The organism is Pseudomonas sp. (assembly GCF_030150285.1).
Lineage (GTDB): Bacteria > Pseudomonadota > Gammaproteobacteria > Pseudomonadales > Pseudomonadaceae > Aquipseudomonas.
Map to the genome: position 1 here is coordinate 61,675 of NZ_JASLGE010000030.1, position 20,508 is coordinate 82,182.

17 protein-coding genes are annotated in these 20,508 nt (G+C 59.7%); 7 read left to right on the forward strand and 10 right to left on the reverse strand.

Going from position 1 to position 20,508, the window contains the following annotated elements:
- Nucleotides 1-210: 210 nt before the first annotated feature.
- From Q1W15_RS06510 to cbpA, 3 genes are all read right to left on the reverse strand, one after another.
- Nucleotides 211-4,773 carry a DUF6543 domain-containing protein gene (locus Q1W15_RS06510; RefSeq protein ID WP_300725272.1) on the reverse strand — a complete coding sequence of 1,521 codons (4,563 nt, stop codon included), beginning with the start codon at nucleotides 4,771-4,773 and terminating at the stop codon, nucleotides 211-213.
- A gap of 92 nt (nucleotides 4,774-4,865) precedes the next feature.
- The gene (locus Q1W15_RS06515; RefSeq protein ID WP_300725274.1) at nucleotides 4,866-5,171 is read right to left on the reverse strand and encodes a chaperone modulator CbpM; all 306 of its coding nucleotides are present in this window, start codon (nucleotides 5,169-5,171) and stop codon (nucleotides 4,866-4,868) included.
- 2 nt (nucleotides 5,172-5,173) lie between these two features.
- On the reverse strand, nucleotides 5,174-6,085 hold the full coding sequence (gene cbpA / locus Q1W15_RS06520; RefSeq protein WP_300725275.1) for a curved DNA-binding protein: 912 nt from the start codon (nucleotides 6,083-6,085) through the stop codon (nucleotides 5,174-5,176).
- A 297-nt stretch (nucleotides 6,086-6,382) separates the two neighbouring features.
- On the opposite strand from cbpA, the gene Q1W15_RS06525 reads away from it, so the two are divergent.
- The gene (locus Q1W15_RS06525; RefSeq protein ID WP_300725277.1) at nucleotides 6,383-7,648 is read left to right on the forward strand and encodes an Hsp70 family protein; all 1,266 of its coding nucleotides are present in this window, start codon (nucleotides 6,383-6,385) and stop codon (nucleotides 7,646-7,648) included.
- Between the two features lie 107 nt (nucleotides 7,649-7,755).
- Here the strand turns inward: Q1W15_RS06525 and Q1W15_RS06530 are convergent, their stop codons facing one another.
- The 3 genes from Q1W15_RS06530 to Q1W15_RS06540 form a co-directional block, all read right to left on the reverse strand.
- A complete protein-coding gene (locus Q1W15_RS06530; protein ID WP_300725279.1) occupies nucleotides 7,756-8,766 on the reverse strand; it encodes an AI-2E family transporter in 1,011 nt (336 codons plus the stop codon).
- A 172-nt stretch (nucleotides 8,767-8,938) separates the two neighbouring features.
- Nucleotides 8,939-9,220 carry a PsiF family protein gene (locus tag Q1W15_RS06535; protein ID WP_300725281.1) on the reverse strand — a complete coding sequence of 94 codons (282 nt, stop codon included), beginning with the start codon at nucleotides 9,218-9,220 and terminating at the stop codon, nucleotides 8,939-8,941.
- A gap of 135 nt (nucleotides 9,221-9,355) precedes the next feature.
- A complete protein-coding gene (locus Q1W15_RS06540) occupies nucleotides 9,356-11,422 on the reverse strand; it encodes an AsmA family protein (protein WP_300725283.1) in 2,067 nt (688 codons plus the stop codon).
- Nucleotides 11,423-11,677: 255 nt separating this feature from the next.
- On the opposite strand from Q1W15_RS06540, the gene Q1W15_RS06545 reads away from it, so the two are divergent.
- From Q1W15_RS06545 to Q1W15_RS06570, 6 genes are all read left to right on the forward strand, one after another.
- Nucleotides 11,678-12,085, forward strand: a complete 408-nt coding sequence (locus Q1W15_RS06545) for a hypothetical protein (RefSeq protein ID WP_300725285.1) — start codon at nucleotides 11,678-11,680, stop codon at nucleotides 12,083-12,085.
- Between the two features lie 120 nt (nucleotides 12,086-12,205).
- Entirely contained in the window at nucleotides 12,206-12,838 is a 633-nt protein-coding gene (locus Q1W15_RS06550; RefSeq protein WP_300725287.1) for a TetR family transcriptional regulator, read from the forward strand.
- A gap of 161 nt (nucleotides 12,839-12,999) precedes the next feature.
- Complete coding sequence (gene ureE, locus Q1W15_RS06555) at nucleotides 13,000-13,500, forward strand: urease accessory protein UreE (RefSeq protein WP_300725289.1); 501 nt, start codon at nucleotides 13,000-13,002, stop codon at nucleotides 13,498-13,500.
- Entirely contained in the window at nucleotides 13,497-14,171 is a 675-nt protein-coding gene (locus Q1W15_RS06560; protein WP_300725291.1) for an urease accessory protein UreF, read from the forward strand. Before ureE ends, Q1W15_RS06560 begins: the two co-directional genes overlap by 4 nt.
- 9 nt (nucleotides 14,172-14,180) lie before the next feature.
- On the forward strand, nucleotides 14,181-14,792 hold the full coding sequence (gene ureG, locus Q1W15_RS06565) for an urease accessory protein UreG (RefSeq protein ID WP_300725293.1): 612 nt from the start codon (nucleotides 14,181-14,183) through the stop codon (nucleotides 14,790-14,792).
- Nucleotides 14,793-14,931: 139 nt separating this feature from the next.
- Nucleotides 14,932-16,065, forward strand: a complete 1,134-nt coding sequence (locus tag Q1W15_RS06570) for an AGE family epimerase/isomerase (RefSeq protein ID WP_300725296.1) — start codon at nucleotides 14,932-14,934, stop codon at nucleotides 16,063-16,065.
- A 17-nt stretch (nucleotides 16,066-16,082) separates the two neighbouring features.
- Here the strand turns inward: Q1W15_RS06570 and Q1W15_RS06575 are convergent, their stop codons facing one another.
- From Q1W15_RS06575 to livM, 4 genes are all read right to left on the reverse strand, one after another.
- Nucleotides 16,083-16,850 carry an SDR family oxidoreductase gene (locus Q1W15_RS06575; protein WP_300725298.1) on the reverse strand — a complete coding sequence of 256 codons (768 nt, stop codon included), beginning with the start codon at nucleotides 16,848-16,850 and terminating at the stop codon, nucleotides 16,083-16,085.
- Nucleotides 16,851-17,638: 788 nt separating this feature from the next.
- Complete coding sequence (locus Q1W15_RS06580) at nucleotides 17,639-18,355, reverse strand: ABC transporter ATP-binding protein (RefSeq protein WP_300725300.1); 717 nt, start codon at nucleotides 18,353-18,355, stop codon at nucleotides 17,639-17,641.
- The gene (locus tag Q1W15_RS06585; protein ID WP_300725326.1) at nucleotides 18,352-19,227 is read right to left on the reverse strand and encodes an ABC transporter ATP-binding protein; all 876 of its coding nucleotides are present in this window, start codon (nucleotides 19,225-19,227) and stop codon (nucleotides 18,352-18,354) included. Before Q1W15_RS06585 ends, Q1W15_RS06580 begins: the two co-directional genes overlap by 4 nt.
- Nucleotides 19,227-20,507, reverse strand: coding sequence for a high-affinity branched-chain amino acid ABC transporter permease LivM (gene livM / locus Q1W15_RS06590; RefSeq protein WP_300725302.1), 1,281 nt, complete (start codon nucleotides 20,505-20,507; stop codon nucleotides 19,227-19,229). The genes Q1W15_RS06585 and livM overlap by 1 nt, the downstream gene beginning before the upstream one ends.
- Between the last annotated feature and the right edge of the window lies 1 nt (nucleotide 20,508).

A 20,508-nucleotide genomic window follows, 5' to 3' on the forward strand; every position in this document is an offset into this window, starting at 1 on the left:
TGATCTTTCAAGATCAACAGATCGCGAGCAAGCTCGCTCCTACGGATGGCAGCAGCGTTTGTAGGAACGAGCTTGCTCGTGATCTTTTGATCTGGTTTTTGATCTAAAAGGGCCCCCTTAAACCACGCTGGCCGAACGCAGGTTTGGCGCAACACGGCCAAGGATAGCCGACCGCGACGGCCCCTCCTACCCTTGGTCATTCGTCGGTCATTACAGCGGATGGTCAGTCATTTCCTGGCGGGTCAGTTGGGTGATGAGGTCTTTTTCAGCGGCGTTATAGGCGGCCTTTATTACTTCCAGACTGCTTTGGTAAACCTGGTCGGATATCGCGCGCGGGCCGAACTCTACCCGGTTGGACTGGCGCATGTACGTGTCGTGAAGCCGGGCAAACCGGTCGCTGTATTTGTTTTTCAAAAACGTGACCCAGAAATCTCTGCTGCCAGTAAAGTGGAGGAATTGGTCGCCTGAGGCCTCTTCCAGCAATACCTGCCTGCGAATGCTGTTGACGCCCATTGCTGGCATGGAGGGCAGATGCGGGTACCCGTCGGCTTGCGGTTGCCGCGGCAGTGCCAAAGGCTGCGCCAAGGCCATGCGCATCACCAGGCGCAGGTCCTGCAAAGACACCTCATCCTGGGCCCCTACACCGTCCAGGAAGCGGTACGCCAACCGTTCATCCCGCAAGTACTGCGCCCAACCTTCCACCTGGTTGAGCCGGAACAAGTGCCGTGGCAACTGCAACAGCTTGCGTTCATGGCCCGGCTGACTGGCCTCCAGCTTGACCATGGCCACGGCGGCGAGCAGTTCAAAATCACTGAACGTCAATGCCGCCGGCTCTGCACAGGTTGAGCCCTGATGGATGCGCGCAATCAGTGACTCACGCAACTCGTTGTTCTCGCCCAACGCTTGCAGCACGCCCCCCACACGCTCTATGAATGCTGCGCGAGTCGACTCATTAACGTAAGCAGGGGTGCTGCGCAATTCACCCAAAAACCGGCGCAGGTCATCGGCGGCCAGGTCATGTTCCAGATTGTTCCAGATGGCCATGAGCCGGGTCGTGGTTGCGTCGTCGCCGCTCAGCAACCAGGCATGCCGTTGCAGGTCGCTCAATCGGTCGTGTACGCGCTCCGAAACAAACCCCATGTTGATACCCGTGCGCCGGGCATAACTATCCAGACGCTCCTCTGCGGCGGGCGTTAACGGGTTGTCATGCAGGTACGTCACGGCATTGAGGTCTTGAGGCGCGCTGAACGCCGCATCCGGGATTTCGCGAATACGGTTGTCACGCAAGTCCAGACTTTTGAGCGTGTTCAGCGCATGCACGCCTATCGGCCAGGTGGTTGCCTGGGTGTGGCGCAGGTTGAGGTATTGCAAGCGTGACATGTTGCTGACATCCACCGGCAAGCCCAGCGGGTTACCCAGCAGGTTCAACTCCTTGAGATTTCCCAGCTCGCTCAAATGGGCAGCACCTTCGGCGGTCAGTTCAATGGCGTTGCGGCTCAGGTCGAGCTTTTGCAGGCTTTTCATGTTGGCCAGGGCTAACGGCAAACGCGTAAGCCGGTTGTTTTGCATCGACAGCCAACGCACCCGAGTGAAACTCTGCAGAAACTGCTCCGGTACGCTGTCCAACGCCATGTCATCCATGACCAGCACCGACACATGGCTGAAGTCGCCCGCGAGCTTGGGCAAGTCACCCGCCGGCATGCCGGTCAAATCCAGCAAGTAACCGCGCAGGTCGGGCAGGTCGGCAGGCGATAAACGGCCGGACTCCAGGTAGGCCGAGGGTGCACTCGCGTCCTGCAACACACGGCTTTCGCGTCGCCAAGCGCGCCGTATGGCACTGCTGACGGCACGTTTGATGGTGGCGGGCGATACATCGCGCCGCGCCGCACTGGAGTGTTCGGGCAGTGGCACACTGCACCAGGTTCGCAGCACATCTTCGAGCGACTCGTGTTCCAGTTGTAGCCTTACCAATTCAGACTCCGGCCAGACCCTGCGACTCTCCAGCGCACTGATCAATTCCAGGCTTTGCTCACGGGTGCAGGCCGGGTAAATGCTCTGTACCCGGCGAACCAGCAAACCGGTACGTTCCTCACCCCGCTCCCCGCCCAAGGGGTACCCCACACGGCCATTAGCCAGACGCAGGGGTGACCTGAACCAGGGTTTGATCGGCTGCAAGCCCAGGGCCGTGCGCGTTTGTTCAGGATGGTTGTGCACATGGCGTGCGAATTCATTGCGCAGGCCCGGGTCGGTCTTAATCAGGCCCAGCGCATGCAACGCCTGAAGCGGGGTCATGCCGGGGTTGTCTGGCCGCCGGTACAGCACCGGGTCCTTGTCCACATAGTGCCTGCCGCGTGACGTCTGCGAGAAAAACGCGGTAACCAGTTTTAGCGTCAGTGTCGGGTCGGCCACGTCCAGAAAACAGCCTTCCAGCGCCCGGACCGTTTTGAGTTCATGGCTATACAAGCGCAACTCCTCGGCCAGCCGCAGGGGCACCTTGCCATGGCGATCAAACCCTTTCACTTCGCTGACGTGGGCGCGTTCGGCCACTTCACTGACCACACTCGCGGGCAATGAGGGGTACTGTTGATGAATCGTGGTCATCAAGCCTTCTGAGAAGCGCTCGCTGCTGGCGTAACGCTGGTCGAAGCGGGCTTTTTTCTGCGCAGGTGTCAGGGCAGTAACGCTACCGGACGGCCCGGTGGCCGCTTGTTCTCGGGCGATCTGGCGCTCAACTTCCTCGGCCAGGTTGAAACGCTTGAGGGTGTCGAGCACCAGCGCCGGCGGCCGCTCGCGCTGCACATGGCTCCAACGCAGAGCCGCCTCATAAGTGCCAACGATATGACCCATTTGCTCGATTTTGGCTTCGCTAAAGGCAAAACGGTGCGGCGATGCCCGGTGCAAGGCGTGGGACTTGCTCCACTCTACCGGCCGCTCCAGCGCCAAGTGCCAGACACCGTGGTTGTCTGACTCGATAAGCGGCGCGTACGCCCCAGGACGAACCGGATGCCGTAGACGCCATTGCTGAGTCTGGGCAGTGTGCACAACCTCGTAGGGGCGGCCTTGAATGTGCACATACTGATGACCCTCGACGTGGTAGACGCCGTGGGCATCGGGTTGCAACGCTGGCTCCAGCACCACCGGGCTGCGATAGGGGGCAAGGTCGACCTTGAACAGTTTTTTTTGACCATTGGCCTCGCTGACAGGCTCCACCCGTCCCAACAGTGCGGGCGTGTGCAGCGGCGGCTTGATCGACGCCCACGCAGAACTGGCCCGCGCGCCAACGCCCATCACCAACAGGTTTTGCGCCACGGAGCCGAAGTGTTCCAGCGCTTGCGTCACCTCGCCGTGGCTCCAGTCTTCCACCCCGGTATAGAGTTCGGACAGCAGTTGCACTGCGGCGGCCAGCAGCACCACTTCGCCCAACCCCGGCACAAAAAACGCCGCCAGGTTGAACAGCGGTTGCCCGGCTTCGAACAAAGCGACCAAACGCTGCAGTAAGGACTCGTCCGATTCATGGTCTGTGGGCACCGCAAGCGTGCGGGCGTTACTCAGGCTCAACGTCGAATACTGACGGTACAGGGCAAACCAGGGCGGCTCACCCGTGTCATGTAACGTGATGTCCAGTTGGGCTTCGGTGCGCCATTCAATCACCGGCACACCGGATGTCGTCAGGCCCTTGAAGCGCAATGCCCGCTGCAATTGCTTCATCAGTGCCGCCTGGTAGCGCAGCTCCACGGTTTTTTTAAGCGCGGCGCGTGGAGCCGTTTCGCGCAAGCGCAGCGCAAACGCGTCATTGAAGTGCTGCAATGACGGGTATTCGTAAAGCGGGCGCTCTTTGTCATGAGGCATGTACACCATGCAGGGCAACTGGGTCTCGCCCGCCGTGGGCTTGCCGATAAACACCAGGGCACCGTACAACGGGCATTGCCCGTAGGTGCCGCTTTCAAGCTTGATGCTCAACAGGCTGAGGCTGCACACCCGCACCTCCCTCGAGCCCCAGCGCAGGTTCGGTTCGCCTTGCAACCATTGCAACAGCAAGGTGTAACCCGCGTGGGTGATCTCACGGGTCAGGTACGCCTTGTGGCTGAGCCATGCAAGGCGGCTTCTTTCATGGGCCAAAAATTGCGGCTGAAGGCTGGTGGCGAGCGCACTCTCCTGCGTGGCCTCCACGGCAGGAAACACCGTGTGCAAATACCGCTGATACTGCTGCCCGACATTCAGCGTTCGACACATCCGGGCAAAGTCCAGCGGGTTGAGCCCTGAGCGTTTCGGGTTGGCGTGGCGCTCCAGAATAAAGGCCTCGCCACCCAATTCATCGCGCACCTCTTGGCTCGAGAAGTTCTGCAGGGCGGCTTCGAGCAAGCTTAGGTGCGTCATGTTGACGACGGGAATCAATGCCGTGGGCAACACAAACTGCACCGGATCTTTGATGGCATCGCCCAACGGGTTAAGCGGGAAGCGCTTGATCAGCACCAGCACATTGTGGTCCACGTCAAAAGGCGTATCCGTCAGGGTTTTGAGCGCATTGATCAGTAACGGTCGGGCAAACACAACCGGTGACTGGACCGCTGCCAGGCGTGCCGCGAAGGCCGTTTCGTCACGGTGATGATGGATCAGGGACTCAATGACCTGACGCTTGAGTGCGTTGTCGGCGGGTACCAGCCAGGCCGGCATGCGTTCCCGGGCCAGCGCCGAAAACTCATCTACGGCGGTCAGCGCCTGATCGTGTTCAGGCGCAGTACCGCCAGCAGAAGAAAGAGGAGGATCTATCATCGTGATGACCTGAAAAATGGAAACAGGTCATCACGTTATCGCGCAGCAGGCGGGCTCAAGCGGTAGCTATGTACCCACGCTGAGCGACCAGGTCAGTCCATCACCAACCGCGCCAGCTGCTGTTTGAGCCGCTGGTTTTCGGCGCGCAACTGCTTCACCTCATCGATCAGCTCCAGCGCCAGGGCGACACCTTCCCACTCAATATGCAGGTCATCGCGCAGTTTGACGGCCCGTTTGGCGACGATTATTTCATAATCGTCAAAACGCCAAACATGCGGCGCATGGCCCTGAGGCTCGATAATTCCGTGTTCGACAATTTCTATCACGTAAGTGGCCGGGATATTGGCCTCTTCGCAGAACGTTTCCATGTCCAGCTGAACGATCAGGGTGCTGCTCATGATCAGTTACTCCATTGAGCTCTCGGGTCAAATGCGGCGTTGTCAGCGAGTTCTTTCCACAAGGCCTGGGCCGCTTCGTCATTGTGCTTGGGCATGACCACTTTCAACTGGGCGTACAAATCGCCCCGCTGGCCTTGCTTGTCCATCAGGCCGTGGCCTTTGATGCGCAGGCGCTGGCCATTCTGGCTGCCAGGACGAATGGTCAGGTTCAGCTTGCTGGTCAGGGTGGGGACCGCCACTTTGGTGCCCATTGCCGCTTCCCACGGTGCCACGGGAACCGTGATCACCAGGTCGTGGCCTTCAACATCAAACATCGGGTGCGGCGCAAAGCGAATGATCAAGTACAGATCACCATTCGCGCCGCCACCTGCGCCCGGGCCGCCCTGGCCTTTGAGGCGAATGCGCTCGCCATCAGTCACGCCGGCCGGGATCTTGACGTTAAGGGTCTTGCTGACGCCCCCCAGCTGGAAGCTGATGGGCTTCGATTCGCCGGACAAGGTTTCTTCAAGGAAAATCGGCAGTTCCATTTCTACATCCTGGCCACGACGACCTGCGCTGCGGCCCGACTGGCCACCGAATCCATTGCCACGCGAACCGAAAATCGAGCTGAAAAAGTCCGAGAAATCGCCCTGATCCTCGAAACCGCCGCTCGAATGGCCCTGCCAGCCCGGCGGCCCCTGGAAGGGTTGACCATGCTGACCGTATTTACGAATTTCATCGTATTCCGCGCGTTTTTCGGCACTTTTCAGCGCTTCATACGCTTCGTTGACGTCCTTGAATTTCTCTTCGGCGTCTTTTTCCTTGCTCACATCCGGGTGGTACTTGCGCGCCAGCTTGCGATAAGCGGTCTTGATCGCTTTATCGTCTGCCGTAGGCTCGACACCCAGGATCTTGTAATAGTCTTTGAAGTCCATGTAAGGATCACCATCCGTTATCAATGTCGTGCCGTTCAGGTACCCGGAATGCGCGGGCCGGGCCTGTCGATCGAGCGATCTCAACCGTGTGACTGAACGGCGCTGCAAAAGTTTATCGGCAGTCAACGGGCTTCTCTGAATCGCCTGCCACCCCTCAAGCCAATGCCTTGAAGTTTGGGGGTCAAGGATAGTCTTTCAAGAGCATTAAAACCTGCGAATTAACGAATACTCGCCCTTCGATTCTCTGAGCGTCTGGCATACACTGCGCGGCCGTTTTTTAACCGGAACACGATAGACATGAAAAGCGCCTCTGCAGCACGTGCCTGCGGCATCGACTTCGGCACGTCCAACTCCACTGTCGGCTGGCTTCGCCCGGGCGTGGAAACGCTCATTGCGTTGGAGGATGACAAGATCACCCTGCCCTCCGTGGTGTTCTTCAATATTGAAGAACGCCGCCCGGTGTACGGTCGTCTGGCGCTGCATGAGTACCTGGAGGGCTATGAAGGCCGCCTGATGCGCTCGCTCAAAAGCCTGCTGGGTTCCAAGCTGATCAAGCACGACACCAGCGTGCTGGGCACGGCGATGCCGTTCAAGGACCTGCTGGGCCTGTTTATCGGTCAGCTTAAAAAGCGCGCCGAAGCGACCGCCGGTCGCGAATTCGAAGAAGTGGTACTGGGGCGCCCGGTGTTTTTCGTCGATGACGACCCGCTGGCCGACCAGGAAGCCGAAAACACCCTGACCGACGTGGCCCGCGCCATCGGCTTCAAGGAAGTGTCGTTCCAGTACGAACCCATTGCGGCGGCCTTCGACTACGAGTCGACCATCGAGCGCGAAGAACTGGTGCTGATTGTCGACATCGGCGGGGGTACGTCCGACTTCTCGCTGGTGCGCCTGTCGCCCGAGCGCCGAGGCCTGGACAACCGCCAGGACGACATCCTGGCCACCGGCGGCGTACACGTGGGCGGGACCGACTTCGACAAACAACTGAGCCTGCAAGGCGTGATGCCGCTGTTTGGCTACGGCAGCCGCATGAAAAGCGGCGCGTACATGCCCACCAGCCATCACCTGAACCTGGCGACCTGGCACACCATCAACTCGGTGTACGCGCAAAAAACCCAACTGGCCTTGGGCAACATGCGTTACGACATCGAAGACACCGGCGGCATCGACCGTCTGTTCAAGTTGATCGAACAACGTGCCGGTCACTGGTTGGCGATGGAAATTGAAGAAACCAAAATCGAACTGACCCACAACGACAGCCGCCATTTGCCGCTGGACCGCATCGAAACGGGCCTGAGCGTTGACCTGAGCCGGGCCATGTTCGAAGCGTCGATCGACAACCAACTGGAACGCATCCGCAACAGCGTGACCCAGTTGCTGAACAGCGCGGGCGTGGGGGTCGAACAGGTCGACACGGTCTTCTTTACGGGCGGTTCAAGCGGCATCCCGGCATTGCGCCAGAGCGTGTCAGCCATGCTGCCCAACGCCCACCACGTAGAAGGCAACATCTTTGGCAGCATCGGCAGCGGCTTGGCGATTGACGCTAAAAAACGTTATGGCTAGAAGCCGAAGCTCTCGTAGTCGCTGACGAGGCACGAAGGCTGCGATCCGGCAGTGACACTAATCGCAGCCTTCGTACCTCGTCAGCGACTACAGAACCTGTTCACGCCTCACACCAAACCCATCTGCTTGAGTTCGCTCTTCAAGTACGCGTAGTAGATCGGCCCGGCCACCACGCCGGGCAGGCCGAAGGCCGCTTCGAACACCAACATCGCCAACAACAATTCCCACGATTTGGCGCTGATTTGCCCGCCCACGATTTTCGCGTTCAGAAAGTATTCCAGCTTGTGGATAACGATCAGGTAAGCCAACGCGCCCACCGCCACCCAGATCGACAGCGATAACCCGACGATGGTGATCAAGGTGTTGGAGATCAGGTTGCCGATGACCGGCAGCAAGCCCAGCAGGAACGTCAGCACAATCAGGGTTTTGGTCAGCGGTAGGTGGACGTCCAGCAGCGGCAGGATCACCGCCAGGAAGATGCCGGTGAACACGGTGTTGAGCAGGGCGATTTTGATCTGGGCAAACACGATGTTGCGAAACGCCTGCACCAGCAGGTGCAACCGTTCGAACAAAGCACCCGCCAGCGGCTTGCGGCGGCTCACGTCCGGGATGCGCTGCAGGGCAATGATCGCGCCCAGCACCATGCCGATCAGCAGGGTGACGAACATGTGCGCCGCGTCCTTGCCCACCAGTTGCAGGTCGCTGAGGTGTTTGTTACCCCAATCACCAATGGCGACGCGAAACTCCGCCGCGCTGGCCGGCAGGTAGCTGTCCAGGAACGGCGGCAATTGCCCGCGCGCCCTGTCGACCACGGCCATGAATTTGTTCAGCGAGGCACCCGGGTTCTCGGCCTCATGCAGCAGAAAACTGATGGCACCGGCGAAGATCAACGCCAGCGCACTGACCACCAACGTTCCCAACAAAGCCACCGCCAGCCAGCGCGCGCGCCGCCCGGCGATCAGCCGCTGCAATTGGGGGGTCAGCATATTGACCAGCTCGAACACCAGCAAACCGGCCAGCAGGCTGGGCAACAACCGCAATGGAAAAACCAGCAACAGGCCAACGGCAATGATCACGTAGCTGGCCAGAACAATGTGACGCTGGGAAAACGATGGCATACAGCCTCAAAACAAGCAGCGCGAAAGGACAGGCAGTCTGCCAGCCTTCAACCAGGATCACTACAAAATGTGACAGCCAAGAACAAGCACACCGCCCCCATCGCGCAGGAGCGGGCTTGCTCGCGATCTTCTGACCTTTAACCCGTCGCGAGCCATCGAGCGTCGACCCCGTTTATTTTTTCTTCAGGCAATCGCTCATAAACGCTTTGCGCGCATCGCCCTTCAGCGCCTGCTCGCCGGCCGTGGCGTTACAGGTTTTCATTTTGTCCTGTTGTGTGGCGGGCTTGGCTTTCAGGCAGGTGCTCATAAAGGCCTTGCGCTCATCCCCCTTGAGCGCCTGGCCGCTGGCATCGGCATTACATTGGGTCATTTTGTTTTGCTGGGCCGTGGCCGCAAAACCTTGGGCACTCAGCAACACGCCCAGCAGCAAAACTGGAATACAGCGCATTTTCATGGCGTCTCTCCTTTTTGCCGCACCGAAAGGCGGCGGGCATGGATGAAGTGTAGACAAATTTCGTTACACCTCCTGGCCACCCTGACCCGACAGGCGAGTGGTCTGTACGGTATGGGTGCGGTGTCATCCAGGGCATTACTTCACGGTTTTGGGCACTTTACCCTGCTGCATTTGCTGCAACAGCGTCGTGCATTCGTTCGGCTCGCCACCGCTGGGGGCGATCAGGGCCAACAGGCCCGCGGCCGGGCCGGCAATCACGCCCAGCGCCACCATGCCCGCACCGCGCAGCAATAACGGGACGGCTTGCACCCCCGCTGACGGGTTGGCAAATGTGCCACGCACGTACAACGGCGAACGTAACGAAAACAGGCGCAGGCCTTTGGACTCAGGGGTGATGGTGAGGTCGAGCCTCTCGGTGGCAAGGTTGACCGTGCCGTCGATGTAGATGATCGCGTTCTCGGTATCGAACACAAACAGGTGCGTACTGGCCAGGCCTTGCTTGATGCCAAAGTTGGCGGCCGCGCAGTTGATCTTGACGTCTTCGTCGCCAAAGATTTTGTCGACCAGGTAGTTACCCACGTTCAAGCCGGCAATTTCCATCAGGCTGCGGCTGATAGCCCCGTCGTTGATGATCATCTTCAGGTCACCGTTGGCCGTGGCCAGCAGCTTGGCGACGGAGTTGCCGGTGCCGGCAATCGTGGCATCGCCATTGAGCTCACCGAAACTGGTTTTCATCGGCTCGAACGTGGGGAACAGCTGTTTGAGCTTGAAGTTACGCGCGGTCAGCCGCGCCTGGCCCTGCAACGGGGTGTCACGGCCATTGAGGCGGATCTGGGCATCCAGCTTGCCGCCCGCGATGCCGAACCGCAGCGGCTCAAGGCTCAATTCACCGTCCTTGAGCACCAGGTGGGTGTACAGGTCGGTAAACGGCAACTCGGCGCTCTGCACGATGCGCTTGCCGGTGAATTCCACATCGGCGTCCATGTCGCGCCAGCGCTCGGTGCGGAACTCTTCCACCGGCAACACCTTGCCCGCGGGCTGTTTACTTTCGCCACCCCGGGCCTTCTGCTTCGCGTTGGAATCGGCACCGATCAGCGGGGCCAAGTCACTCATCAGCAGTTGGTTGGACACCAGCACGCCCTTCAACAGCGGGCGCGGCTGGCTGGCGGTGTAGCTCAGGTTGCCGTGTATGTCGCTGTCACCGATCTTGCCGTTGAAGTTGTCGTAGGTGAATTGCGCCCCGCTCGACTCCCGCAGCTTGGCCGTCAAATGCCCGTCGGTGGCGTAAGGCGGTGAGTCCGGCAAGGTCACGCCGGTCAACGGGTACAGGTTGCTCAGGCTGGTACCCGCCAGTTTCAGGCGCAGGTCCAGCGCCCCCAGGTTCAACGGCTCCGTCAGGGTGCCGGCCAATGACACCTGGTTGTCGCCAATATTGACGTGCGCTTGCAGCGGGAATGGCTGTGAGGCGTCCTGCAAGGCCAGTAAACCGCCGATCTTGCCAGTGCCGTCGAGTTTCTGACCGTGGTAATGGCCTTTCACCTTCAGGGCAAACGCATAGTCTTGCGGCGCGGCCCCCTTCTCCTGAACCTTTTCGGCTTCTTTCTCACCCACGATGTCTTTAAACGGCACCGGTTTGCCCAAGGAGTCGATCAGCACGTCGAGCCGGGTGTTCAGGGGCTGGTCGTTCAGGGTGACCTGGCCCTTGTCAAAGCCGATGGCTCCAATGTCCATACGCCAAGCGGAAGGCTCGGCGTTCGGGTCTTGGGGGTCAAAGGTAAAGGTCCAGTTGGCCCGGCCATCGGCCAGGCGCTCCAGGTGCGCAGTGGGCTCAGTCAGGTCGATACGCGGGATGGCCACGGTGTGGGCCAGCAGTGGCAGCGGTGACAGCCGCAACTCGACCTTTTTCAAACGGGCCATTTGCGGCGTTTTCGACCAGTCGGGGTTGCCCAAGGTCAGGTCTTCGGCAATCACATGGGGCCACGGCACCCAGGCCCGCCAGCCACCCTCACCTTCTTCACGCTGCCAGCGCACTGCCAGGTTGCCATTAATGGCAAACGGGCGATGCAGCACTTCAGACACTTTGGCGTTGAGGGTCGGCTTGATGCGGTTCCAGTCGAACGTTGCGAGGATCACCAGCAACACGACCACCAACAGGACAAACAGGCCAATGACCCAGGCAAGGACTTTACGGGTACGTGTCATGCCACGGCTCCTTGATGACAATTAAACGTCCATTCTAGACGTTGATAACGATACGACTGACAAAGGCCCCCCAAGGTTTAACCCGGCGTCCACTTTCGCAGAAGCAGCCCTTAAAGGCTCAGGCTAGAGCGCTCAAACCTGGGAAATCAATTTGGTTGATGATGACCATCGGCCGTATGAACTTTGATAATAAATAGGCAAGCGTAGCATTGGCACCACTACCACCCAGTTGCACCGCTACGGAGAACACACCTCATGAAACGCCCAGTACTGCTTGGCCTGACTCTTTCACTGTTGGCTATCAATGCCTACGCCCTGCCAGCAGACGATCAAGCGACACCGATGATTCAGCCTGCCTCGAGCACCCTGAGCCAACCCCTCAACCCTGTGGCCGAAGACGGCGCACAGCGTACGCTGAACCAGCAAAACCCTGTGGCTGAAGACGGCTCACAACGCACGCTGAACCAGCAAAACCGCGTGGCCGAAGACGGCGCACAACGTACGTTGAACCAGCAAAACCGTGTGGCCGAAGACGGCGCACAGCGCACGCTGAACCAGCAAAATCCCGTGGCTGAAGACGGCTACAGTCGCACGCGCAGCAGCAACTTCATAGCTGAAGGTGGCGCGGACCGTCTGGCAGAAAGAAATCAACGGGCCAGCTAAGTCAGGGGTTTCAGCAACCCACGTGCTCGCGAAAGCGTCGCCCTTCCAACGCACCGTTCGACGCCGTCAAAGCCGATTTGCTAGAGTGCGCGGCTGTACTTGTCTGGAACCTCAGCCCCAATGCTGCCTCGCGCCGAACAGAAACAACAGACCCGCCTAGCGCTGATGGATGCTGCCCGCCATTTGATGGAATCGGGTCGCGGCTTTGGCAGCCTGAGCTTGCGAGAAGTCGCCAAAACGGCCGGCATTGTGCCCACTGGTTTCTATCGCCACTTTAGCGACATGGATCAACTGGGCCTGGCCTTGGTGAGTGAAGTGGGCCAGACCTTTCGCGAGACCATTCGCCTGGTGCGTCACAACGAACTGTTTATGGGCGGCGTGATCAACGCGTCGGTGCGTATTTTTCTGGACGTGGTCGAAGCCAACCGCTCGCAGTTCCTGTTTCTGGCCCGCGAGCAATACGGTGGCTCACAGCCGGTTCGCCAGGCCATTGGTGCGCTGCGTGAAGACATTACCTCGGACCTGGCAGCAGACCTGGGCTCCAAACCCAAGTTGCAGCATTTGAACCACGCCGCACTCACGGTAATCGCCGATCTGGTGGTCAAAAGTGTGTTCGCGGCATTGCCCGATGTCATCGACCCGCCCGCCAGCCCGCTGCCGGACTATCTGCAAGCACAAGCCAAGATCAGCCAGCAACTGCGCTTCATCTTTATCGGGCTCAAGCACTGGAAAGGCTTGGGCAGCACCGAATAAGTGCAATCGCCCCAAACCGGTGCGCCGACCTTGCCCCGGCGCGCTTTTTTTGCCCGCGCGCGCCTTGGCCTGCCCCGTTATGACCCTGTTTTTGCGCGCTTGAACCCGATTGGCAAGCCCCTTGCTCTGTGCTTTGTATTGTTCATTGCAGGAGCCTTCCGATGCTGGTCATTCACCGTCGAATCGCCGCCCACCCCGTGTGGAGCGCCGAGTTACACCTGAACTTCGAAGCCCGGAGCAAAACCCGCCTGCGCTGTTTCAGCCGTGATGGCGAAGATGTCGGCCTGTTCCTTGAGCGCGGCCAGACGCCACTACAGGACGGCGAGTACCTGCAAGCCCAGGACGGGCGCATTGTGCGCGTCTGCGCCAGCCCGGAAAAACTGCTGCATGTGACGTGCAGTAATGCCTTTGAACTGACCCGTGCCGCCTACCACCTGGGTAACCGCCATGTCGCCTTGCAGGTCGGGGATGGCTGGCTGCGCCTGCTTGATGACTATGTGCTCAAGGCCATGCTGGAGCAGTTGGGTGCCCACACCGAGTCCATTGAGGCACCGTTTCAGCCGGAACACGGTGCCTATGGCGGCGGTCATCATCACTCTCGGGCCGGTGAAGAAGACTTCAACTACGCCCCGCGCCTGCATCAGTTCGGCGTGCGGGTGTGAACCCCGCGTGGGCGCTGCTGCGCCTGGCCAGCCCGCAATTGCCGATTGGTGGCTACAGCTACTCCCAAGGCCTGGAAATGGCCGTGGAACAAGGCCGCGTGAGTGACCCGAGCACGGCGGCGCGCTGGATCCACGACCAGTTGCGGCTGAACCTGGCCCGCTTTGAAGCACCGTTGTTGCTGGCTCATTGCCAAGCGGCCGCCGACGAGCACTGGAGCGATTTGCAGCGTTGGTGCGACGAGCACCGCGCCAGCCGCGAAACCCGCGAACTGCATCAGGAAAGTCGGCAAATGGGCTATTCCTTGCAGCAGTTGCTCACAGGCTTACCCGAACTGGATGCGCCTGCCCGAAGCTTTCTCGCTCAGCAAACCGAGCCGCACTTGGCTCTCAGTTGGGCGTTGGCGGCCCGCGCCTGGGGCATCTGCCCACAGGATGCCCTGGCGGCCTGGCTGTGGAGCTGGCTGGAAAACCAATTGGCCGTGTTGATGAAAACCCTGCCACTGGGCCAGCAAGCCGCACAGCGCATGACCAGCGAGTTGTCACCGGCGCTACAGCACGCCCAACAGCAGGCCAGCACCCTTAACGTTTCCCACATGGGCAGCGCCGCATTCGGCCTGTCGTTGGCGAGCATGGCCCACGAGCGCCAGTACAGCCGCCTGTTTCGTTCCTAGGAGAATGCAATGCATACACAACCTCTGCGCGTTGGGATCGGTGGCCCGGTGGGCTCCGGCAAAACCGCGTTAACCCTCGCCCTGTGCCTGGCCCTGCGGGATAAATACAACCTGGCGGTGGTGACCAACGACATTTACACCCGTGAAGATGCGGACTTTCTGGTGCGCAACCAGGCACTGGCCCCGGAACGCATCATCGGCGTTGAAACTGGCGGCTGCCCGCACACGGCAATCCGCGAGGATGCCTCGATCAACCTCGAAGCCGTCGACCAGTTGAACCGTCGCTTCCCAGGGCTGGACCTGATTCTGGTGGAATCGGGTGGGGATAACTTGTCGGCCACCTTTAGCCCGGAACTGTCTGACTTGACGCTCTACGTGATCGACGTATCAGCGGGCGACAAACTGCCGCGCAAGGGCGGCCCCGGGATCTGCAAGTCGGATTTGCTGGTGATCAACAAGATCGACCTGGCTCCGCTGGTGGGCGCATCGCTGGAACTGATGGACAGCGACACCCGCCGTATGCGCGGCGACAAACCCTTTGTGTTCAGCAACCAGAAGACCGGGCACGGGCTGGACAGCATCGTGGCGTTTATCGAACAACAGGGAATGTTGGTGACTTAAAAACAGCGGCTGGGACGAGCCTGCTCGCGATCGTTTAAACGATCGCGAACACTCGAGCGTCAAACGGCTGCGCCTACAGCGTTCAGGGCATCACGGTGTATCATGTCGCGCATCGCCCCCGCCGTGACGACGCCTGCCCATGCCTGATGTAGCCCGCTCCACCTTTGCGCCTGAGTTGACCGCCACGTTTGCGGCCGTGCAACAGCATTTCCGTCAGGTCATTGTGCCGCTGTGGCAAGGCCCTGGCTGGAACGCCGAACTGGCGCTGCCCTATGAGGCACTCAGCGCCGAGCATCAGCCCCTGGCACCCCAGCGCTATCGCGCCATGGCCTGTGCGCGGCAGTTGTATGTGTTCGCCAGCCTGATCGGCGACCCTGACTTCCCCCTGGCCGCCGAGCGTGCAGCGGCGCTGTTTCGCTCCCTGCAAAGCCATTTTCACGACGCGCAGCACGGCGGCTGGTTCTACAGCATCGACCCTGCGGGCCAACCGCTGGATCAACGCAAAGACCTCTACACCCACGCCTTTATTATTTTCGCCTGCGCCCATTACTGGGCCAAAGTGCGCGAGCCTCTGGTGGCCTCGACGCTCGATGCGGCACTGCAAGTGGTGGCCGAACGCTTCAGCGATGGCAACGGCTTGTACGACGCCAGCCTGAACCGGGACTGGTCGAGCCTGAACAGCGGCCCGTTGCAAAACCCGCTGATGCACTTGGCCGAAGCCTTTCTGGCCACCGTGTCGGTGCGCGAAGACGCCCCCGTGCAAGCCGCACTGCTGGCGCTGGTCAAAGGCATGCAACAGCGCTTTATCGAGCCTGTGCATAACGTGATGCTGGAAAAGCCGCGCGGGGCTGTGGATAACTGGTTTGAACCGGGGCATCAGTTCGAGTGGTTTTTCTTGCTTGCCTCTTCACCCTTGCTGCGCGACACCCCCCTGCACGCCTCGCTGGAACGCGCCTTCGGGTTTGCCGAGCAGGTGGGGGTTAACCCGCAAACCGGCGCGGTCTGCGGCATGCTGGCCCCGGATGGCCGCCTGCGTGACGGCACTCAGCGCATCTGGGCCCAGGCTGAATACCTGCGCGCCCTGACCCTGCGCCCCGAGCCGCTGCCCCGCCTGCAACGCCAGCTACTGGCGTTGCAGCAGCAATTTTTGCAGCCGGCCGGCTGGTATGAGTGCCGCGATAGCGAGGGCAATGTCAGCCGTGAAGACATGCCGTCGACCACGCCGTACCACTTGGCAACGTGCTACAGCGGGCTGGCCAAGTATTTCGGCTGACGCCCAGTGCCAAAGCGCTACGCCTTGGCGTTGCGCTCAATGGCAAAACCGTTCCAGGACTGCGACACGGGCATCAGCTCAAGGCGGTTGATGTTGATATGCGCCGGTGTGTTGAGTACCCAGAACACGGTTTCGGCAATGTCCTGCGGCTGGATCGGCTCAGCGCCCTGGTAAGTGGCGTCGTAACGCGCCTGGTCGCCGCCAAAACGCACCATCGAGAATTCACTTTCGCACAGGCCCGGCTCAATATTGCTGACCCGCACCCCTGTGCCCTGCAAGTCACAGCGCAGGTTCAGGGAAAACTGCTTCACGAAGGCTTTGGTGCCGCCGTACACATGGCTGCCCGGGTAAGGGTAGCTGCCCGCGATAGAGCCCAGGTTGACGATACCGGCACCGCGCCCATAAGCGATCAAACGCGGTAACAGCAGGCGGGTGCTGAACAGCAAGCCCTTGATGTTGGTGTCGACCATGGTTTCCCAATCATCCAGGTCGCACTTGGGCGCAGGGTCGGTGCCCAGGGCCAGGCCCGCGTTGTTGATCAGGCCGCGCAGTGTGCTGAACGACTCCGGCAGGTTGGCAATCGCCGCTTCCATCGCCGCACGATCTCGCACGTCCAGCACCAGGCCATGCACTTCGGTCTGGCTGGACAACTCTTCGCACAGTGCATCCAGACGATCCTTACGTCGACCGGTCAACACCAATTTCCAGCCTGCCTGCGCAAACCGGCGTGCACAGGCCTCACCAAACCCAGAAGTTGCGCCCGTAATAAACAGGGTGGAAGTCATCATGTTCTCCTTGGCTGGCGGGCGTCGACCGCCATTGAATTAGACGTTCAGCAGCATGCCTAGGTCGCGATCCGGCGGCAACCCGGCGCGTTAGCCAGCCTGCCGCTGTATAAAAAACAGTCAACCGGCGCAAGGCCACGTCACATAAGGGCTGGCGCGACATGCACGCACCTTATCCACAGCCCCGTCCACAGTCTTTGGGGGCAACTCGAAAATACCCAAAGCCTTGGTACACAAGGCCTGGGAGGAAGGTAGAGGGTTTTTTTAGCTTGACCTGAGCAGGTCGGCCATGCAGCGGCTTCAAAACAGGGCGAAGCAGAGAAAACGGATAGATAGCCACAGGCCAGTTCTTACGCCGTCCCGAGCGTTCTTTCCAGAGTTTAATCACAGACTTATCCACAGGTTAGTACCTGGCCTAAAGTCGCGGATAAAAAAACATAAACCTGTTGACAAATTGTCTGGAAGGCCAAGAAAAAGCAGCTGATCAAAAAACAACCACACCTCTGCACGCCACGTAAACAAAGGGCTTCAGCCAACTACTCCCACGTTACCCACAGCCACCTCCACAGCAAACGGGGACAAGTCAAAATGATGACAAAACAGGGATTTACAGCGGCTTTATGTCGCGCTTTAGTCGGGTTGCAATATTGTTTTCCACAATTTGGAAATGCGGTGTCAAGCGTGCAAATTGTCGAACAAAACAACACCCCGTTCGTAGGCGCGAACGTGCTCGCGATCTTTGAGTCTTTCTAAAAGATCACGAGCCCGTTCGCGCCTACGAGGGAGGTTTAATGCCCGCCCAAGTAGGCGTTGCGCACTTCTTCGTTACTCAGCAGTTCTTGCCCGGTGCCGCTCAGGCGAATTTCTCCGTTGACCATCACGTAGGCTCGGTCTGAAAGACGCAGCGCGTGGTTGGCGTTTTGCTCCACAAGAAAGAGGGTCATGCCGGTCTTCGCCAGTTCACGCAAGGTGGCGAAAATCTGTTTCACCACAATCGGTGCCAGCCCCAGGCTGGGCTCATCCAGCAGCAACAGCTTGGGGCGGCTCATCAGGGCGCGGGCGATGGCGAGCATTTGCTGCTCGCCACCCGACATGGTCATGGCCCGCTGGTTACGCCGCTCCTTAAGCCGGGGGAAGAGTTCAAACATGCGCTGCATGTCTTCAGCGGCGTGTTTGTCACCAATGGGAATGGTGCCCATCAGCAGGTTCTCTTCAACCGACATGTCCGGGAACACACGGCGCCCTTCCGGCGACTGGGCAATGCCGTTGGACGCGATGTAGTGCGAAGACTTTTGTGTGATATCCACACCCTGATAAAGAATCTGCCCACCACTGGCCCGGGGCTGGCCGAAGATCGACATCAGCAACGTGGATTTGCCCGCGCCGTTGGAGCCGATCAGGCTCACGGTTTCGCCCTCTTCAATGTGCATCGAGACTTTCTTCAACGCCTGGATAGGCCCGTAGTGAACGTCCAGGTCCTTGAGTTCGAGGATCGTGCTCGTCATACCAACTCCTCTTCATCGGCACCCAGGTAGGCGGCAATCACTTTGGGGTCATTGCGAATCGCTTCAGGCCCGCCCTCGGCGATCACGTTGCCGTGGTCGAGCACCACGATGTGATCGGAAATGCTCATGACCATACCCATGTCGTGCTCAATCAACACCACCGTCAGGTCGTGTTCGTCGCGCAGCAGGCGAATCATCGCGCTTAACGCTTCGGTCTCCTGGGGGTTGAGACCTGCCGCCGGTTCGTCCAGGCAGATAATTTGCGGGCGTGTGCACATGGCCCGGGCAATCTCCAGACGCCGCTGCTGGCCGTAAGACAATTCACCGGCCAAGCGGTTGGCGCAGTCCACCAGGTCCACCACTTCCAGCCAGTAAAACGCGTGGTCCAACGCATCGCTTTCAGCCTGACGATAACCCTGGGTGTTGAGGATGCCCGCCAGCATATTGCGGTTGACCCACATGTGCTGCGCGACCAACAGGTTTTCCAGCACCGACATTTCCTTGAACAGGCGAATGTTCTGGAAGGTGCGCGCCAGGCCAGCACGGTTCACCAGGTGGGTGCCACCGAACATTTTGTAAAACAAGCGGCTGGCGAATGTTTTGGGCGAGATGAAATCACTGAACCGAAACGGTTCACCCAACAGCTTGATCACGTTGGTGTGAGTGCCACGGGCGTTGATTTCGATCTTGCCGCCGGTGGCTTTGTAAAAGCCGGTCAGGCAGTTGAACACCGTGGTTTTACCGGCCCCGTTCGGGCCGATCAGGGCAAAGATCGAGTTGCGCTTGACCTTGAGGCTGACATCGCTCAAGGCCTTGATCCCGCCGAAATGCATCATGAGGTTGTCGACGCTGAGCACGACTTCATCTTTCATCATGGCGCGACTCCCTTGCGCGGTGTGACCCCGACACGGCTGATACGGATCAGGCCCCGCGGTCGCCAAATCATCATCAAGACCATCAATACGCCAAACAGCAGCACCCGGTACTCAGCAAAGCTGCGCAGCAGTTCGGGGGCCACCGTCAACACAAATGCTGCAATCACCACGCCCACCGTCGAGCCCATGCCGCCGAGCACCACAATGGCGAGGATCAGCGCCGATTCAAAAAAGGTGAACGAGGACGGGTTGACGAACCCTTGGTAGCTGGCGAAAAACACCCCCGCCAGGCCAGCGGTCGAGGCACCCAGGGTGAACGCCGAGAGCTTGACCAGCACATGGTTCAAGCCCATGGCACGGCAGGCGATTTCGTCCTCACGCAGGGCTTCCCAGGCGCGGCCGATCGGCATCCGGGTCAAGCGGTGCTTGATGTACAGCACCAGCAGCACTACCAGAAACAGCACGATGTAGATAAACAGGAATTTGATGTTGGGGTTGTAGTCCAGGCCAAAGAATTGATGAAACGGCACGCCGCCGTCCTTGGCCACACGCCCGAATTCCAGGCCCAAAAAGGTCGGGGATGGCACCGGCATGCCATTGGGGCCACCGGTAAACGACAGCCAGTTATTGAGCACCAACCGGATGATTTCACCAAAACCCAGGGTCACGATGGCCAGGTAGTCACCGTGCATTCGCAACACGGGAAACCCCAGGATGCACCCCGCCATGGCCGCCGCAATCGCCGCCAGCGGCAGCACCGTCCAGAACCCCAGCCCCAGGTATTGATAGCCCAGTGCCAGCCCGTAGGCACCAATGGCGTAGAAGGCCACGTAGCCCAGGTCCAGCAGCCCCGCCAGCCCCACCACGATGTTCAGGCCCAGGCCGAGCAAGACGTAGATCAGGCCCAGAATGACCACCGTCAGCAGGTATTTGTTGGCGAAGAATGGGAACACGATGGCAATCACGATCAGCAGCGGCACGATCCAGCGCAACCGCGATTTGTAATCGGGCGGCAGTACATGCACGCCAGAGCTCGTGGACTCAAACCCCTGCAATATTTTCAAACCCTTGGGCGTTTGCAAAAACAGGCTCAGGGCAAAACGCCCCACCATCACAATCGCCACCAGCCAGCCCACACGCGCCGGTTGCAGGTTGAAGGTGTAGCCGTCGAGCACGACCCCCACGATAGGCCCGAACACAATCAATGAAATCAACCCGGCCAGAATCGAATCGATCACGCTCTTTTTGATATCAATCGGTTTAATGGCTGCAGACATA

Coding starts and splice junctions, on each gene's coding strand:
- cbpA (WP_300725275.1), bottom strand. CDS start 6,085: ATGGACTTCAAAGACTATTACAAGATCCTGGGTGTCGAGCCTACGGCA.
- Q1W15_RS06570 (WP_300725296.1), top strand. CDS start 14,932: ATGCCTGATGTAGCCCGCTCCACCTTTGCGCCTGAGTTGACCGCCACG.
- Q1W15_RS06510 (WP_300725272.1), bottom strand. CDS start 4,773: ATGATAGATCCTCCTCTTTCTTCTGCTGGCGGTACTGCGCCTGAACAC.
- ureE (WP_300725289.1), top strand. CDS start 13,000: ATGCTGGTCATTCACCGTCGAATCGCCGCCCACCCCGTGTGGAGCGCC.
- Q1W15_RS06530 (WP_300725279.1), bottom strand. CDS start 8,766: ATGCCATCGTTTTCCCAGCGTCACATTGTTCTGGCCAGCTACGTGATC.
- Q1W15_RS06585 (WP_300725326.1), bottom strand. CDS start 19,227: ATGAAAGATGAAGTCGTGCTCAGCGTCGACAACCTCATGATGCATTTC.
- ureG (WP_300725293.1), top strand. CDS start 14,181: ATGCATACACAACCTCTGCGCGTTGGGATCGGTGGCCCGGTGGGCTCC.
- livM (WP_300725302.1), bottom strand. CDS start 20,507: ATGTCTGCAGCCATTAAACCGATTGATATCAAAAAGAGCGTGATCGAT.
- Q1W15_RS06545 (WP_300725285.1), top strand. CDS start 11,678: ATGAAACGCCCAGTACTGCTTGGCCTGACTCTTTCACTGTTGGCTATC.
- Q1W15_RS06550 (WP_300725287.1), top strand. CDS start 12,206: ATGCTGCCTCGCGCCGAACAGAAACAACAGACCCGCCTAGCGCTGATG.
- Q1W15_RS06525 (WP_300725277.1), top strand. CDS start 6,383: ATGAAAAGCGCCTCTGCAGCACGTGCCTGCGGCATCGACTTCGGCACG.
- Q1W15_RS06515 (WP_300725274.1), bottom strand. CDS start 5,171: ATGAGCAGCACCCTGATCGTTCAGCTGGACATGGAAACGTTCTGCGAA.
- Q1W15_RS06580 (WP_300725300.1), bottom strand. CDS start 18,355: ATGACGAGCACGATCCTCGAACTCAAGGACCTGGACGTTCACTACGGG.
- Q1W15_RS06540 (WP_300725283.1), bottom strand. CDS start 11,422: ATGACACGTACCCGTAAAGTCCTTGCCTGGGTCATTGGCCTGTTTGTC.
- Q1W15_RS06575 (WP_300725298.1), bottom strand. CDS start 16,850: ATGACTTCCACCCTGTTTATTACGGGCGCAACTTCTGGGTTTGGTGAG.
- Q1W15_RS06535 (WP_300725281.1), bottom strand. CDS start 9,220: ATGAAAATGCGCTGTATTCCAGTTTTGCTGCTGGGCGTGTTGCTGAGT.